Genomic DNA, 15,181 nt, shown 5'->3' on the forward strand with positions numbered 1-15,181 from the left:
CATGACCAGCTCCAGCTCCGCACGACCCAGCCGCCGCCCCACCCGGGGTCGAGGTGCGGCTCAGGGACGTCCGAAGGCTGGCGCGGGACGGCAGAAGTCCGCCCCCGTGGCCAGGCCCCAAGAATTCACCATGCCCGACCCGCTGACCCCGGCCCTGCCGCCGGTGGAAGCGTTCGAGGACATGGACATGCCCGAGGCGCTGCTGAAGACCCTCGCCGCCCAGGGCGTCACCCAGCCGTTCCCGATCCAGGCCGCGACCATCCCGAACTCGCTGGTCGGCCGTGACCTGCTCGGCCGCGGCCGTACCGGCTCCGGCAAGACGCTGGCTTTCGGCCTGGCCCTGCTGGCCCGCACCGCCGGCCGCCGCGCCCAGCCGAAGCAGCCGCTCGCGCTGGTCCTCGTACCGACCCGCGAGCTCGCGCAGCAGGTGACCGACGCCATGGCCCCGTACGCCACGGCCGTCAACCTGCGGATCACGACCGTCGTTGGCGGCATGTCGATCAACCGGCAGTCCGGCGCCCTGCGCCGCGGCGCCGAGGTGCTCGTCGCCACCCCCGGCCGGCTGAAGGACCTCATCGACCGCGGTGACGCCGACCTCTCCCAGGTCTCCATCACCGTCCTCGACGAGGCCGACCAGATGACCGACATGGGCTTCATGCCGCAGGTCACCTCGCTGCTCAAGCAGGTCCAGTCCGGCGGCCAGACCATGCTGTTCTCGGCGACCCTCGACAAGAACATCGACAAACTCGTCAAGATGTTCCTCACCGACCCGGTCGCCTTCTCCGTCGACCCGTCCGCCGGTGCGGTCAGCACGATGGAGCACCACGTCCTGTACGTCATGGACGAGACCGACAAGAAGGCCGTGGCCACGCGCATAGCCGCTCGTGACGGCCGGGTGATCATGTTCGTCGACACCAAGCGCGGGGTCGACCGCATGGTCAAGAAGCTCCTCGCCGACGGCGTCCGCGCCTCCGGCCTGCACGGCGGCCGCTCGCAGCCGCAGCGCAACCGGACCCTCGACTGGTTCAAGACGGGCGAGGTCACCGCGCTGGTCGCCACCAACGTGGCCGCGCGCGGCATCCACATCGACGACCTCGACCTCGTCGTCAACGTGGACCCGCCGACCGACCACAAGGACTACCTGCACCGCGGCGGCCGTACCGCCCGCGCCGGCGAGTCCGGCAGCGTCGTCACCCTGGTCCTGCCCGACCAGAAGCGCGACATGACCCGCCTGATGTCGGACGCCGGGATCTCCCCGCGCACCGCGCAGATCAAGTCCTCCGACGAGGAGCTCGCGCGCATCACCGGCGCCAAGGAGCCCTCGGGCATCCCGGTCGTCATGGAGGTGCCGCAGGCCACCCCGCCGCGTCAGCGTTCCGCCGGCCAGGCCGGCGGGGGCTCGGGCTCCGGCGCGCGCCGCCGCTCGGGCGGACCGCGTACGGGCTCCACCGCGGGCGCGGCTCCGGCAGCCGGGGGCGGCCGCGGCCGTCGCACCGGTGGCGGCGCCACCGGGCAGGCTCCGGCCTCCGGCTCCGGCCAGGCCCGCCGTGGCCAGGGCGGACAGGGCGGCTCCACGGGCGGCTCCGGCGAGCGCGGCCGGCGTACCGGCGGCGCCCCCTCGGGTGGCGCGGCCGCGGCCTCGGCCCGCAGCCGGGTGGGTGGCGCCGGCCAGGGCCGCCGCCGCTCCGCCTGACCCGGAGCACTTCGTACGCACCCCTGCGCCGGGCGGCAGCCGCCGCCCGGCGCAGGGGTGTTTTCGGCTGCCTAGCGGACCAGCTTCACCTGGAGCTTCGCCAGGGTCCGCAGATCCAGGCCGAGGCCGTCGGTGAGATAGCCGTAGAGGCTGCCGTAATCGGCCTCCATCTGCGCGGTCGCCGCGTCCAGGTAGTCCTGGCGGACCTCCTGGAGCGGGATCAGCAGATCGGGGTTCTGCATCCGGCCGGACGCCTTGACGCCCGCCCGCACCTGGGCGTCGTACGCCGCGCGGAAGGTGTTCGAGGCCAGGTAGTCCCGCTCGGCCGTGGCCTTCGGGACGGCCAGGGCGTTCAGCAGGACATAGCTCATCCAGCCCGTCCGGTCCTTGCCCGAGGTGCAGTGGTACAGCAGCGGGCCCTGCTTGCCGTCGGCGATCTCGCGGAGGGTGGTCGCGAACTGCGCCCGGTTCTCGGGGTTGGTCACGAACGCGCGGTAGACGTCGCGCATGTACGCCTCGGCGCGGCCGCCGCCGAGCATCTGCTCCTGCTTCACGGGATCACCGCTGCCTATCGCGGAGATCAGCAGCCCGTACAGGCCGTTGTCGTTGACCGGGCGCGCGGTGGAGGTCAGACCGGCGGGGAGCTTGTCGGCCCCGTCGTACTGGACCTCCATGGGGATGCGGAAATCGAGGACCTTCGTGAGGCCCAGACCGCCCACGGCCGTGATGTCCGAGGCGGTCAGCTTGCCCAGTGCGTCGGCGCGGTAGACCAGTCCCTGACGAACCTGGCCTCCCGTCCAGGTGCGGTAGCCACCGAGGTCGCGGACGTTGACCGCGCCCTGGAGGGGGATCTGGCGGATCGTTTCGGCCGGCTGTGTGTGCGTGTGGTGACGCGAGGCGGCGACGCTGTCGGCCGGCGCGGCGTACGCGGCGGCGGGCAGGGTGCCGATGGCGAGGGCGGAAGCGAGCACCGCGGTCGCCAGGCGGATTCTGGCACGGCTCATCTGGGGCAACTCCTGTCACGGAGAAGGGGGATCACCCTGGTGGTGGCAGGGTGCCGAGCGGGTGCGGGGGGAGGGAGAGATGCTGTGGGGGAGTGAGGCCGTTCAGCCGTTCCAGCACGGCGTACGCCTCGGCCATGACGCGGGTGACGAGCTCCGCACAGGACGGCAGATCCTCGATCACGCCCGCGACCTGGCCCGATGCCATGACACCGAGGTCCGTACGGCCCTCGACCATGGACGCCTTGAGGAGCATGGGGGTGTTCGCGGCGAGCAGCACCTGGCTCCAGGACAGGTCCTTGCCGTGTTTCATCGCGAGGCCGTCCCGGACCATCTCGGCCCAGGTCAGGCCCGAAAGCTTCTTGAAGCCGGCGGCGTGCCGCACCGCCTTGGCCAGCGCCTTCGCCCGGCCGGCCCGCTCCAGGGAGGCGACCAGCTCGCTGCGCAGCATCCGGTGCGGGAGCCCGTCCACGGCCGTGGTGACGGTGACGTCCTTCACGGTCGCCTTCAGGTACTCGGCCTTCACCGCGTCCGGGACCGTCGAGTCGGAGGTCAGCAGGAACCGGGTGCCCATGGCGATGCCCGCGGCCCCGTAGCCCAGCGCCGCCACCAGGCCGCGGCCGTCGCTGAACCCGCCCGCCGCGATCACCGGGATGTCCACCGCGTCGACCACCTGCGGCAGCAGCACGGTCGTGGCCACGTCACCGGTGTGCCCGCCGCCCTCGCCGCCCTGCACGATCACCGCGTCGGCGCCCCACGCCGCGACCTTCTCGGCGTGCCGGCGGGCCCCGATCGAGGGGATCACGACCACGCCCGCGTCCTTGAGCCGCGCGATCAGCTCCCGGGACGGGGCCAGCGCGAAGGAGGCCACCCGGACGCCCTCGTCGATGATCAGCCGCGCCCGCTCGGCCGCGTCCCCGGCGTCCGCGCGCAGATTGACCCCGAACGGGGCGTCCGTACGGGACTTGACCTCGCGGACCGCCGCCCGCAGCTGCTCCATCGTCATGGTCGCCGAGGCCAGGATGCCGAGCGCGCCCGCATTGGCCGCCCCCGACACCAGCCGCGGACCGGCCACCCAGCCCATGCCCGTCTGCACGATCGGATGCTGGACCCCGACCAGCTCGGTGAATGCCGTCTCCATCGGCTCAGACCCGCACTTCGCGGTCGCGCAGGCCCTTGGGGTCGATGACCTCGCGGATCAGCCGCAGCTCCTGCGGCGTCGGCTCCCGCGTGCACGGGACCTCCCCGGGCAGGTCCAGCTCGAATCCGGTCGCCGCCCGGACCTGCTCCACCGTGACCCCGGGATGCAGGGAGACCAGGCGCATGGCGTGGTCCGGGCCGCCGAAATCGAAGACGCCGAGATCGCTGACCACGCGGGGGAGCCGGTGGAACCGGGTCACCCCGGCCGCCTCCGCGCGGTCGTAGCCCACGCCGCTCACCATGTCGACGCGCTCGACGAACACCCGGGTGGAGTGCTTGGGGATCCAGTAGCTCACCGGATTGTTGAGGGTGTTCACCGGGGCGCCGCGCACTCCGAGGAGCTGGCGGGCGGGCTGTTCCCAGTCCCCGATGCAGGAGATGTTCTGGTTGCCGAACCGGTCGATCTGGCTGGCGCCCATCATCACGTGGCGGCGGCCCCCGGTGACCATCGTCAGGTGACGGCGGTACGGGAGCCAGCCCTCGGCCGAGCCGTCCAGCCCGACCAGCAGGGCTTCGCCGTCGGTCAGCAGCAGGTCGGGGGAGAAGGTCCGCTTCGCCAGCCGGGCCCCGAAGGAGGGCACCAGGCCCATCGGGCTGGCCAGCACCTCGCCGTTGTCCCGCCAGGCCTCCGCGCAGGCGATCACGCAGTACTCGGCGCGGGTCGCGGCGGCGGTGGTAATGGAGGTCGTGGTGCTCACTTGATTTCTCCCAGGATGGCCCGGGACTCAACCCGGGGAGGAATGGGCTCTTGATGCGGAGCCGCGAAGCGGCGGAGCGCGCTGCGCATCTGTCGGGACCTGCACTTTCTTGGATTGTCAGTGGCCTCGGTTAGGTTGACCGCGTGACGACAGCGCAGATGGCCGAGGAGGCCGGGCATGCCCGGTACACCTACCGGCTTCGTGTGTCGTCGACTGCCCGCGCCGCTCTGGAGGCGGAGTGGGCGCGGTGTCGGTGGGTCTGGAACGAGCGCGGCTCGTTCGAAGAGGGCTCATGCCGAGGATGAGAAGTGCGGTCCGGCGCGGCTGGACAAGATGCTGACCGGGGCCCGCACCGCGAACGTGTGGCTGCGTGGGGGAAGCTCGGTGCCGCAGCAGCAGCTCATCCGTGACTTCGGGAAGTCCCGCGCCAAGGCGCTCAAGGACATCAAGGCCCGGCTGCCGCAGCGGCAGCGGACTGGGATGCCGAAGTACAAGAAGAAGCATCAGGCCGACCCGAGTCTGAGCTACACGCAGCGCGGTTTCCGGTTGAAGGACGGCCGTCTGCACCTGGCGGGCGGCATCGCCGTGACGGTTGTGTGGTCGCGGGACTTGCCCAAGCCGCCGTCGTCCGTGCGGATCTACCGCGACAGCCTCGGACACTGGTACGCGAGCTTCGTTGTGGCGACCACGGCCGAGATTCTGCCCGCCACCGGCCGGGACATCGGTATTGACTGGGGCGTCAAGGAGACCGCGACCACCACCAGCGACGCCCACGATCTTCCCCATGCGCAGCACGGCAGGAGTGCTGCCGTCGGGGTTGCCCGCTACCAGCGGATGATGGCCCGACGCAGGCCCCTGAAGGGCAAGGCCGGATCGAGGGGCTACCGGCAGGCGAAGCGGCAGACCGCGAAACTCAACAAGAAGATTGCACGCCAGCGCGAGGACACGGGCCGCAAGTGGGCCAAGTCGGTGGTCCGGGATCACGACAGGCTCGCCGTCGAGGACTTCCGGCCGAAGTTCCTCGCCAAGTCCACCATGGCGAAGAAGGCCGCCGACGCGGCGATCGGCGCGACCAAACGGGCACTGATCCACATGGCCCGCAAGCACGGCCGTGAACTGCACCTTGTCCACCCCGCGCACACCACCATGGACTGCGCGCAGTGCGGAGCGAGAACCAAGCACGCACTACCTCTCTCAGAACGAACGTATACGTGCACCGTGTGCGGAGCGGTCTCCCCCAGAGACAAGAACTCCGCCCGTGTGATGCTCGTCCGGGCTGGTTTCAACCCGGCTAGTGCTGATCTTGTGAGACCTGCGCGCCCGCCGGGCCGCAGGCGAAGTGAGCTAGGAATCCCCTCCCTTTAGGGAGGGGAGGATTCAATTCTGCTCCTCGTGCCAGGCCTGGACGGCCGACTGGTAGGCGTGCTCGCTGCCGCCGGAGAGGAAGCGCTCGGCGAACTCGGGCCAGGGGGTGGTCGCGTACAGCTTCTGGAAGGCCTCGTCGCGGTCGTAGTCGGGGGCGCAGGAGGTGAAGTGCGCGCCGTTCGGGGTCTCCACGACCCCGCTGACCGAGTGGCGGCTGACGAGCAGGGACTGCGGCGGCCCCGACTTGGCGAGCTCCGCGGTCTCCACGAGCTGCTCGCAGGAGACGAAGGCGGCGTCGGCGGCCTCACAGAAGAGGTCGTCGAAGTACGGGTCGGGGCCCAGGTACTGGGCGTTGCCGAGCCGGTCGGCGCGGTTGAGGTGGACCAGGGCCGCGTCCATCCGCAGGGCCGGGACCGCGACGAACTCCTCCCCGTCGGCGTACGGGGAGGTGACGGTGCGCAGCTCGGGGTTGACGCGCATGACGTCGGAGCCGAGGCCGGCGCGGACGGGCAGGAAGGGCATCCGGTTGGCGGCCGCGTGCAGGCCCCACATGAACATGGCCTCGTCCAGCTCGGTGAGGGCGAAGGCCCGGCTCTCGCGGGCGGCCCGGTAGTGCGGCTCCAGCGGGATGGAGTCGAGGGTGACGAAGGGCGTGACCAGCTTGCGGATCCGGCCGGCGGCGGCGAGCAGGCCGACGTCGGGGCCGCCGTACGAGATCACGGTGAGATCGGTGATCCCGGAGCGGAGCAGTGCCCGCACCAGGGCCATGGGCTTGCGGCGCGAACCCCAGCCGCCGATGCCGATGGTCATTCCGCTGGCCAGACGGCCGACCGCCGCTTCGGGGGTCATGCTCTTGTCGGTCATGCCGATTCCGCCTTTGCTCCGGTGGGTCCGGTGGGTCCGGTGGGTCCGCCGGCCGCTGTGGTTCCGGTGGGTCCGCTGCTGCCGAAGGTGTCGCGGACCCGGTCGGCCACGCCGCTGAGGTTGGCCTCGAAGGTGAAGCCCTGCTCGAAGCGGTAGCTGCGCCGCACGTCCACGGGGTCGATTCCGTTGATGGCCGCCTTGGCGAGCCGGATGAGGTAGCCGTCCTTCTTCGCGATCTCGGCGGCCAGTTCCAGGGCGGCCGCCCGCAGTTCCTCGCGGGGGACCACCTTCCACACCGAGCCGTGCGCGTGCAGTTCGGCGGCGGTGGCGGTGCGCGAGGTGTAGTACAGGGTGCGCATCATGTGCTGCGGGACGAGCCGGGCCAGGTGGGTGGCGGCCCCGAGGGCGCCCCGGTCCAGCTCCGGGAGTCCGAAGGTCGCGTCCTCGGAGGCGACGATGGCGTCGGCGTTGCCGACCAGGCCGATCCCGCCGCCGAGGCAGAAGCCGTTCACGGCCGCCACGACCGGGACCTCGCACTCGTAGACGGCGGCGAAGGCCTCGTAGCAGCCCCGGTTGGCGCCGATGAGCGAGGCGTGGCCGGTGTCGCGCTGCATCTCCTTGATGTCGACGCCGGCGTTGAAGCCGCGGCCCTCGGCGGCCAGGACCACGCACCGGACCTCCTGGTCGCGGCCGGCCGCGCGCAGGGCGTCGGCGAGGTCGTACCAGCCCCGCACGGGCAGCGCGTTGACGGGCGGGAAGTCGACTGTGACGAGTGCGATGCCCTTGTCGGGGCTTGAGGTGGAGACACCCATGAGCGGATCAGCTACCTTTCCACCAAACATTTGTTAGGTGAGGAAGGTAGCAGCCGATGGAGCTCAACGGGAGGGTTGTCGTCGTCACCGGCGGAACCCGGGGCGTCGGCGCCGGGATCGCGCGGTCGTTCCTCGCGGCGGGGGCCGAGGTCGTCGTCTGCGCGCGCCGGCCGCCGGCGGAACCGGTCGGGGCGGCGGGCCGTACGGCCGCCTTCACCGCCCTGGACCTGCGCGATCCGGCCGCCGTACAGCAGTTCTTCGCCACGGTCGCCGCGCGCCACGGGCGCCTCGACTGCCTGGTGAACAACGCCGGCGGAACCCCGTACCGGCTGCTGGGGGAGGGCGAGGCCGAGCGGCACGCACGGGTCGTCGAGCTCAACCTGATCGCCCCGATGGCCGCCTCGGTCGCCGCGTACCCCTGGCTCCGGGAGACCCGGGGCTCGATCGTGATGATCGGCAGCGTCAGCGGGACCCGGCCCTCCCCGGGCACGGCGGCCTACGGGGCGGCGAAGGCGGGCCTGGAGAACCTGGCCCGCTCCATGGCCGTGGAGTGGGCCCCCGAGGTACGGGTCAACTCACTGGTCCTGGGCATGGTGCGGACCGAGCTGTCGCACCTGCACTACGGCGACGAGAGCGGGATCGCCGCCGTCGGCGCGACCGTACCGCTGGGACGGCTGGCGGAACCCTCGGACGTGGGCGAGGCGGCCGTCTTCCTCGCCTCCGACCGGGCGGCGTACGTGAGCGGAGCCAGCCTGCTCGTGCACGGGGGCGGCGAACGGCCGGCCTTTCTGGATGCGGCAACTGCGAACAAGGAGAGCTGACATGGGACTTGCCGAAGGCCGTGTGGTCATCGTGACGGGCGCCGGACGGGGGCTGGGCCGGGCCCACGCGCTGGCCTTCGCCGAGGAGGGGGCGCGGATCGTGGTCAACGACCTCGGCGTCGGCCTCGACGGACAACCGAGACCGGAGAGCCCGGCGGCGCTGGTCGTCGCCGAGATCCGGGCCATGGGCGGGGAGGCCGTGGCGCACGGCGGTGACATCGCGACGGCACAAGGCGCGGCGTCGCTGGTCGAGACGGCCGTCTCGGCTTTCGGGCGACTGGACACCCTCGTCAACAACGCGGGGTTCCTGCGCGACCGGATGCTCGTGAACCTGGACGAGGACGACTGGGACGCCGTGATGCGGGTGCACCTGAAGGGGCACTTCCTGCCGCTGAAGCACGCGGCGGCGTACTGGCGGGCCGAGGCGAAGGAAGGCCGGCAGGTCGCCGCCCGGGTCGTGAACACCTCCTCGGGGGCGGGGCTGCTCGGGTCCGTGGGGCAGGGCAACTACAGCGCGGCCAAGGCGGGCATCCTGGGGCTGACCCTGGTGTCGGCGGCGGAAATGGGCCGCTACGGGGTCCAGGTCAACGCGATCGCCCCCGCGGCGCGGACCCGGATGACGGAGCAGACCTTCGCGGACACCATGGCCGCCCCGCAGGCCGGGGCCTTCGACGCGATGGCCCCGGAGAACGTGTCCCCGCTGGTGGTCTGGCTCGGCTCCGATGCCTCGGCGGGGGTCACGGGCCGCGTCTTCGAGGCGGAGGGAGGCCGCATCACGGTGATGGAGGGCTGGCGACCCGGCCCCACGGCCGACTGCGGAGCGCGGTGGACTCCGTCGGAGGCGGGCGAGGCGACGACGAAACTCCTGTCGCAGTCGGAGCCGCCACAGCCGGTGTACGGGGCGCGCTAGCGGGGGCCGGGGCGGCCTTTCCCGGTGGCCGGGAAAACGCCCTCCCGGCGCCGGAGGCGGGCCGTCTAGCCTCGCCGCACCGAACCCGGCCCCCGCACGCAAGGACCCGCACATGCTCTCGGACCGCCACCGGCTCCACGTCGCGCAGCAGCTGCGATCCGCCGAGCTCGGGCGGACGCCCGTCGCACCGCTCGGCGCCCGTTTCCCCGGGATCGACACCGAGGACGCCTACGAGATCCAGCTCCTCAACATCCGCCACCGCCTCGCGGCCGGCGACCGCGTCACCGGGCACAAGGTCGGGCTGTCGTCCCCGGTCATGCAGGCCATGATGGGCGTCGACGAACCCGATTACGGGCACCTGCTGCACTCCATGGAGCTGTACGAGGACACCCCGGTGCCCGCGGCCGCGTACTGCGCGCCGCGCGTCGAGGTCGAGGTCGGCTTCGTCCTCGGCGCCGACCTCCCCGGCGAGGGCTGCACCGTCGCCGACGTCCTGGCCGCCACCGAGCGGGTCGTCCCGGCCCTGGAGCTCATCGACAGCCGGATCGCCGACTGGCGGATCACCATCGCCGACACCATCGCCGACAACGCCTCCTCCGCCGGATACGTCATCGGCGAGGGACGCGACCCCCGCGAACTGGACCTGAAGGCCGTCGACGCCACCCTGACCAGCGGATCCGACACCCTGGCCAGCGGCCGCAGCGACGCCGTGCTCGGCGATCCGGCCGCCTCCGTCGCCTGGCTGGCCCGCACCGTCGCCCGCTTCGGGGTCCAGCTCCGCAAGGGCCACCTGATCCTGCCCGGGTCCTGCACCCGCGCCGTGGACGTGGCCGCCGGGCGGACGTACACCGCCGACTTCACCGGGCTCGGCCCGGTCTCCCTCTCCTTCTCCTGAGGTGATCACCATCAGCGCACAGACACAGACACAGACACAGACACAGACACAGACACAGACGCAGACGCAGACGGCCGCGAAGGCGACCGCCGCCATCGTCGGCTCCGGGAACATCGGGACCGACCTGCTCTACAAGCTCATGCGCTCCCCGCACATAGAACCCCGCTGGATGATCGGCGTGGACCCCGCCAGCGAGGGCCTGGCCCGCGCCCGCCGCGCCGGACTCGACGCCTCCCACGCGGGCGTGGACTGGCTGCTGGCCCAAGGCGAGCTGCCGGACCTGGTATTCGAGGCCACCTCCGCCTCCGTGCACCGCGCCAACGCCCCGCGCTACGCCGAACTCGGCATCAAGGCCGTCGACCTGACCCCCGCCGCCGTCGGCCCCGCCGTCGTCCCGCCCGCGAACCTGACCGCCCACCTCGACCGGGCCAACGTCAACATGATCACCTGCGGCGGCCAGGCCACCATCCCCATGGTGTACGCCGTCTCCCGCGTGGTGCCCGTCGCCTACGCGGAGATCGTCGCCTCGGTGGCCTCGGTCTCGGCCGGCCCCGGCACCCGGGCCAACATCGACGAGTTCACCCGTACCACCTCCCGGGGCATCGAGGAGATCGGCGGCGCCGCCCGCGGCAAGGCCATCATCATCCTCAACCCGGCCGACCCACCCGTGATCATGCGCGACACCGTCTTCTGCGCGATCCCGGCCGTCGCCGACCGCGAGGCCATCGCGGCCTCCGTCAAGCAGGTCGCCGAGGACGTGGCCTCGTACGTGCCGGGCTACCGGCTGCGCACCGAGCCGCAGTTCGACGATCCCTCTCCGCTGAACGGGGGCATGGCCCGGGTCGCGATCTTCCTGGAAGTGGAGGGCGCCGGCGACTACCTGCCGCCCTACGCCGGAAACCTCGACATCATGACCGCCGCCGCCACCAAGGTCGGCGAGGAGTTCGCGAAGGGGCTGCGGAAGTGACCACCCACCCGGGCTACCCGAGCCATTCGAGCTATTCGGACACCCTCGACATCCGGATCACCGACTCCTCCCTGCGCGACGGCTCGCACGCCAAGCGCCACCAGTTCACGGGCGAGGACGTACGGTCGATCGTCTCCGCCCTCGACGGCGCGGGGGTCCCCGTCATCGAGGTCGCGCACGGTGACGGACTGGGCGGGTCCTCCTTCAACTACGGCTTCTCGAAGACCCCCGAACAGGAGCTCATCAAGATCGCCGCCGAGACGGCGCGCCACGCGAAGATCGCCTTCCTGATGCTCCCGGGGCTCGGCGTCAAGGACGACATCCGCGCAGCCCACGGCAACGGCGGCCGGATCTGCCGGATCGCCACCCACTGCACCGAGGCCGACATCTCCGTCCAGCACTTCGGCCTCGCCCGCGACATGGGCCTGGAGACCGTCGGCTTCCTGATGATGGCCCACTCCACCACCCCCGAGAACCTGGCCCGGCAGGCCCGGATCATGGCCGACGCCGGCTGCCAGTGCGTGTACGTGGTCGACTCGGCCGGCGCCATGGTCATGGACGAGGTCACCGACCGGGTCGCGGCGCTCGTCGCCGAACTCGGCCCCGACGCCCAGGTCGGCTTCCACGGCCACGAGAACCTCGGCCTGGGCGTGGGCAATTCCGTCGCCGCCGTCCGCGCCGGCGCGCTCCAGATCGACGGTTCCACCCGGCGTCTCGGCGCGGGAGCCGGGAACACGCCCGTCGAGGCCTTCGCCGCCGTCTGCCGGAAGATGGGCATCCGTACCGGCATCGACGTCCTGAAGATCATCGACGCGGCCGAGGACGTGGTCCGCCCCGTCATGGACGACGAGTGCACCCTCGACCGCATGGCCCTGCTGATGGGCCACGCCGGGGTCTACTCCAGCTTCCTCAAGCACGCCTACCGGCAGGCCGAGCGCTACGGGGTCTCCGGCGCGCAGATCCTCCTGCGCGCGGGCGAGCGCCGCCTCGTCGGCGGCCAGGAGGACCAGCTCATCGACATCGCGGTCGAACTCGCCGCCGAAGCGCGCTGACCGCCCCGTCACCCCCGAGCCCGTCACCCCCGAGCCCGTCACCCCCGAGCCCGTCACCCCCGCGCCCGCGCACGTCGCGCCCGCGCACCGTCACCCCCGCACACCCATCGCACCGCAGCACGCCCACAACGAAGTGGAGGGCCACCCCGTGACCGCAATCGAAGAAGAGCCCCGTGTCATCGAGGCCGCCGCCGTGCCGACCCGGTTCGCCCGAGGCTGGCACTGCCTCGGCCTCGCCGCCGCCTTCAGGGACGGCGCCCCCCACGAGATCGAGGCCTTCGGCACGAAACTCGTCGTCTTTCAGGGGGCGGACAGCGGGGAGCTGAGCGTCCTGAACGCCCACTGCCCCCACATGGGCGGCAATCTCGCCCACGGCACCGTCAAGGGCGACACCGTCGCCTGCCCCTTCCACGACTGGCGCTGGTCCGGGGACGGCCGCTGCGCCGCCATCCCGTACGCCCGCCGCGTCCCGCCGCGCGCCAGGACCCGCGCCTGGACCAGCCTGGAACAGAGCGGCCAGCTCTACGTCTGGCACGACCCGGAGGGCAACCCGCCGCCGCCCGAGGTCACGATCCCCGTCATCGAGGGCGTCGGCGACCCCGAGTGGAGCGACTGGAGCTGGAACTTCCTGCGCGTCGAGAACTCCAACTGCCGCGAGATCGTCGACAACGTCGTCGACATGGCGCACTTCTACTACGTGCACTACGCCTTCCCGCACTACTTCAAGAACGTCTTCGACGGCCACGTCGCCACCCAGTACATGGAGTCCACCCCGCGCGGTGACGTGGACCTCGGCACCCTCTCCACCGGCGGCGGCCTGCGCTCCGACGCCTCGTACCACGGCCCGTCCTACATGATCGACACGCTGTGGAGCGACATCGGCGGCGGCGTCGAACTCGAATCGGTCCTCATCAACTGCCATTACCCGATCGACGAGAACAGCTTCATGCTCATGTACGGCACGATCGTCAAGAAGCTCCCCGGCATGAGCGACGAACAGGCCGCCGAGGCCGCCCGCCTCACCTCCGAGGGCCTCGCCGTCGGCTTCGAGCAGGACGTCGAGATCTGGAAGAACAAGACGCGCATCGACAACCCCCTCCTCACCGAGGAGGACGGCCCCGTCTACCAGCTCCGCCGCTGGTACGAGCAGTTCTACGTGGACGCCGCCGACGTCAAGGACGAGATGGTCCGCCGCTTCGAGTTCGAGATCGACACCGCCCGCGCCACCGCCGCCTGGAAGGCCGAGGTCGCCGAGAACCTCGCCCGCCGCGCGGCCGGGACCCCGTGATGACCCCCGTGGCGTGCGGGGAGTGCGACGCGGTGGTGCTGTGCGAGAAGTTCAGCCCCGCCCACACCCAGGTCCAGTGGACCGAGGAGGCGGCCGCGGCCTGTCCGCGCATCGCCGCCGAGGTCGCGGCAGGGCTCCCCAGCGGCCGCGTCCGCTCCTGCGGGCCCCTGCGCGCGGGCATCGAGGCCGCCGTCCTGGCGGGCCGCCTGGAGGTGCCGGCCGATGTCTGACACCGACACCCACGGCCGTACGAAGTCCCGCGCCGCGGAGGTACGGAGCCCGGCCCCGGCTGCCGCCCGGGGCGGAGCCACCAGCAGGCTGCTGGTCCGCGTCACGGACCGGATCCAGGAGACCCCCGAGGCGGTCTCCCTCGTACTCGACGCGGAACTCCCGTACCGCCCGGGGCAGTTCCTCACCGTCCGGGTTCCCGCACCGAGCGGGGAGGGCGGCGCGGCCCGCTGCTACTCCCTGGCGGGCTCCCCGCACGCCGGGGACCCGCTGCGCATCACCGTCAAACGGGTCCCCGGCGGCGCCGGCTCCGGCTGGCTGTGCCAGGACGTGCGCATCGGCGACGAGCTGGAGATCCTGCCCCCCGCCGGCACCTTCACCCCGCCCGACCTGGACCGGGACCTGCTGCTCGTGGCGGGGGGCAGCGGCATCACCCCGGTGCTCTCCGTCGCGAAGTCGGTGCTGGTGGGCGGCGCGGGCCACGTCGTGCTGGTGTACGCCAACCGCGACTCCGGCTCGGTGATCTTCCGCGACGAGCTGTGGGGGCTCGCCGAGGAACACCCCGGGCGGCTCACCGTCGTGCACTGGCTGGAGACCCTCCAGGGACTGCCGACCGCAGCGCAGCTGGGCCCGCTCGTGGCCCCGTACGCGGGCCGCGAGGCCTACCTGTGCGGGCCCGCTCCGCTGATGGACGCGGCGGAGGCTGCCCTGCGGGCATCGGGCGCCCAGGGCCGGTCGATCCACCGTGAGCGGTACTTCTCCCTCGGCGGGGACGTCTTCGCCCCGGCGCCGGCCCCGGCCTCGGCCCCGGCGGCATCGGCGGCCCCGGATCCGGGCGCCGGGAGCGTGGCCCTGCCGCCCGGCACGGCGGGGGACGGGCAGGACGCTACCCCCGCCGGCGGCGCGACCGCCGAGGTGGAATTCGAGGGGGTCTGGCACACCGTCGCCTGGGGGCGGCAGACCCCGCTGCTGACCGCGCTGCTCGACGCAGGCGTCCCCGCTCCGTACTCCTGCCGCGAAGGCGCCTGCAGCGCCTGCTGCTGCCGGGTGCTGGACGGGGAGGTCACGATGGTCCGCAACGAGGTCCTGGCCCCCGAGGACCTGGCCGACGGCTACGTCCTGGCCTGCCAGGCCCTGCCGCTCGGCGACCGCGTCCGCATCAGCTACGACGGCTGAGCGGCACCGCCGGACGGCCCCGACGGTCCCGGCGGCCGGACGGCCCCGGCGGCCCCGACGGCCGGACGGCCCCGGCGGCCCGACGGCCCAGACGGCCCGACGGCCCAGACGGTCCCGGCGGCCGGACGGCCCCGGCGGCCCGACTGCCCCGCCGGACGGCCGCGGGCCCGGCCCCCTGGCGAGGGGTCGGGCCCGGACACTCTCACTCGTG

14 protein-coding genes and 1 pseudogene are annotated in these 15,181 nt (G+C 72.3%); 10 read left to right on the top strand and 5 right to left on the bottom strand.

Features of this window, described 5'->3' with window-relative positions; translation table 11 throughout:
- Position 1: 1 nt before the first annotated feature.
- Entirely contained in the window at positions 2 to 1,693 is a 1,692-nt protein-coding gene (locus tag ACIQV3_RS04720) for a DEAD/DEAH box helicase (protein WP_403709736.1), read from the top strand.
- Between the two features lie 71 nt (positions 1,694 to 1,764).
- On the opposite strand, the gene ACIQV3_RS04725 is transcribed toward ACIQV3_RS04720, so the two are convergent.
- Genes ACIQV3_RS04725 through ACIQV3_RS04735 form a run of 3 tightly spaced genes read right to left on the bottom strand, consistent with a single transcriptional unit; the run spans position 1,765 to position 4,592 of the window.
- Positions 1,765 to 2,697 carry a tyrosine-protein phosphatase gene (locus ACIQV3_RS04725; RefSeq protein ID WP_403709738.1) on the bottom strand — a complete coding sequence of 311 codons (933 nt, stop codon included), beginning with the start codon at positions 2,695 to 2,697 and terminating at the stop codon, positions 1,765 to 1,767.
- Between the two features lie 31 nt (positions 2,698 to 2,728).
- Positions 2,729 to 3,835 carry an NAD(P)H-dependent flavin oxidoreductase gene (locus tag ACIQV3_RS04730; protein WP_403709740.1) on the bottom strand — a complete coding sequence of 369 codons (1,107 nt, stop codon included), beginning with the start codon at positions 3,833 to 3,835 and terminating at the stop codon, positions 2,729 to 2,731.
- A gap of 4 nt (positions 3,836 to 3,839) precedes the next feature.
- Positions 3,840 to 4,592, bottom strand: a complete 753-nt coding sequence (locus ACIQV3_RS04735; protein ID WP_403709742.1) for a CoA-transferase subunit beta — start codon at positions 4,590 to 4,592, stop codon at positions 3,840 to 3,842.
- Between the two features lie 158 nt (positions 4,593 to 4,750).
- Between ACIQV3_RS04735 and ACIQV3_RS04740 the strand changes: the two are divergent.
- Positions 4,751 to 5,957: pseudogene (locus tag ACIQV3_RS04740) on the top strand (RNA-guided endonuclease InsQ/TnpB family protein).
- A gap of 12 nt (positions 5,958 to 5,969) precedes the next feature.
- Here ACIQV3_RS04740 and ACIQV3_RS04745 read toward each other — a convergent pair.
- A complete protein-coding gene (locus ACIQV3_RS04745; RefSeq protein ID WP_403709744.1) occupies positions 5,970 to 6,821 on the bottom strand; it encodes a CoA transferase subunit A in 852 nt (283 codons plus the stop codon).
- Positions 6,818 to 7,633: an enoyl-CoA hydratase family protein gene (locus tag ACIQV3_RS04750; protein ID WP_403709746.1), complete on the bottom strand. Its 816-nt coding sequence runs from the start codon at positions 7,631 to 7,633 to the stop codon at positions 6,818 to 6,820. The genes ACIQV3_RS04745 and ACIQV3_RS04750 overlap by 4 nt, the downstream gene beginning before the upstream one ends.
- A gap of 56 nt (positions 7,634 to 7,689) precedes the next feature.
- Between ACIQV3_RS04750 and ACIQV3_RS04755 the strand changes: the two genes are divergently transcribed.
- From ACIQV3_RS04755 to ACIQV3_RS04790, 8 genes are all read left to right on the top strand, one after another.
- Positions 7,690 to 8,454 carry an SDR family oxidoreductase gene (locus ACIQV3_RS04755; RefSeq protein WP_403709748.1) on the top strand — a complete coding sequence of 255 codons (765 nt, stop codon included), beginning with the start codon at positions 7,690 to 7,692 and terminating at the stop codon, positions 8,452 to 8,454.
- 1 nt (position 8,455) lies between these two features.
- Positions 8,456 to 9,364, top strand: a complete 909-nt coding sequence (locus ACIQV3_RS04760) for an SDR family oxidoreductase (protein ID WP_403709750.1) — start codon at positions 8,456 to 8,458, stop codon at positions 9,362 to 9,364.
- A 112-nt stretch (positions 9,365 to 9,476) separates the two neighbouring features.
- Positions 9,477 to 10,259 (top strand): 2-keto-4-pentenoate hydratase, encoded by a 783-nt coding sequence (locus ACIQV3_RS04765; protein WP_403709752.1) that lies wholly within the window; start codon positions 9,477 to 9,479, stop codon positions 10,257 to 10,259.
- A 4-nt stretch (positions 10,260 to 10,263) separates the two neighbouring features.
- A complete protein-coding gene (locus ACIQV3_RS04770; protein WP_403710152.1) occupies positions 10,264 to 11,226 on the top strand; it encodes an acetaldehyde dehydrogenase (acetylating) in 963 nt (320 codons plus the stop codon).
- Positions 11,223 to 12,278 (top strand): 4-hydroxy-2-oxovalerate aldolase, encoded by a 1,056-nt coding sequence (gene dmpG / locus ACIQV3_RS04775; RefSeq protein WP_403709754.1) that lies wholly within the window; start codon positions 11,223 to 11,225, stop codon positions 12,276 to 12,278. Before ACIQV3_RS04770 ends, dmpG begins: the two co-directional genes overlap by 4 nt.
- Positions 12,279 to 12,426: 148 nt before the next feature.
- Positions 12,427 to 13,566: a Rieske 2Fe-2S domain-containing protein gene (locus ACIQV3_RS04780; RefSeq protein ID WP_403709756.1), complete on the top strand. Its 1,140-nt coding sequence runs from the start codon at positions 12,427 to 12,429 to the stop codon at positions 13,564 to 13,566.
- Positions 13,566 to 13,796: a ferredoxin gene (locus ACIQV3_RS04785; RefSeq protein WP_403709758.1), complete on the top strand. Its 231-nt coding sequence runs from the start codon at positions 13,566 to 13,568 to the stop codon at positions 13,794 to 13,796. Before ACIQV3_RS04780 ends, ACIQV3_RS04785 begins: the two co-directional genes overlap by 1 nt.
- Positions 13,789 to 14,970 (top strand): 2Fe-2S iron-sulfur cluster-binding protein, encoded by a 1,182-nt coding sequence (locus ACIQV3_RS04790; RefSeq protein ID WP_403709760.1) that lies wholly within the window; start codon positions 13,789 to 13,791, stop codon positions 14,968 to 14,970. The genes ACIQV3_RS04785 and ACIQV3_RS04790 overlap by 8 nt, the downstream gene beginning before the upstream one ends.
- Positions 14,971 to 15,181 lie beyond the last annotated feature (211 nt).

The organism is Streptomyces sp. NPDC099050 (genome assembly GCF_044759865.1).
Lineage (GTDB): Bacteria > Actinomycetota > Actinomycetes > Streptomycetales > Streptomycetaceae > Streptomyces.

What these genes read in the sequence shown, in the direction of transcription:
- ACIQV3_RS04720 (WP_403709736.1), top strand. Translation starts at nt 2, where the DNA reads ATGACCAGCTCCAGCTCCGCACGACCCAGCCGCCGCCCCACCCGGGGT.
- ACIQV3_RS04725 (WP_403709738.1), bottom strand. Translation starts at nt 2,697, where the DNA reads ATGAGCCGTGCCAGAATCCGCCTGGCGACCGCGGTGCTCGCTTCCGCC.
- ACIQV3_RS04730 (WP_403709740.1), bottom strand. Translation starts at nt 3,835, where the DNA reads ATGGAGACGGCATTCACCGAGCTGGTCGGGGTCCAGCATCCGATCGTG.
- ACIQV3_RS04745 (WP_403709744.1), bottom strand. Translation starts at nt 6,821, where the DNA reads ATGACCGACAAGAGCATGACCCCCGAAGCGGCGGTCGGCCGTCTGGCC.
- ACIQV3_RS04750 (WP_403709746.1), bottom strand. Translation starts at nt 7,633, where the DNA reads ATGGGTGTCTCCACCTCAAGCCCCGACAAGGGCATCGCACTCGTCACA.
- ACIQV3_RS04755 (WP_403709748.1), top strand. Translation starts at nt 7,690, where the DNA reads ATGGAGCTCAACGGGAGGGTTGTCGTCGTCACCGGCGGAACCCGGGGC.
- ACIQV3_RS04760 (WP_403709750.1), top strand. Translation starts at nt 8,456, where the DNA reads ATGGGACTTGCCGAAGGCCGTGTGGTCATCGTGACGGGCGCCGGACGG.
- ACIQV3_RS04765 (WP_403709752.1), top strand. Translation starts at nt 9,477, where the DNA reads ATGCTCTCGGACCGCCACCGGCTCCACGTCGCGCAGCAGCTGCGATCC.
- ACIQV3_RS04785 (WP_403709758.1), top strand. Translation starts at nt 13,566, where the DNA reads ATGACCCCCGTGGCGTGCGGGGAGTGCGACGCGGTGGTGCTGTGCGAG.
- ACIQV3_RS04790 (WP_403709760.1), top strand. Translation starts at nt 13,789, where the DNA reads ATGTCTGACACCGACACCCACGGCCGTACGAAGTCCCGCGCCGCGGAG.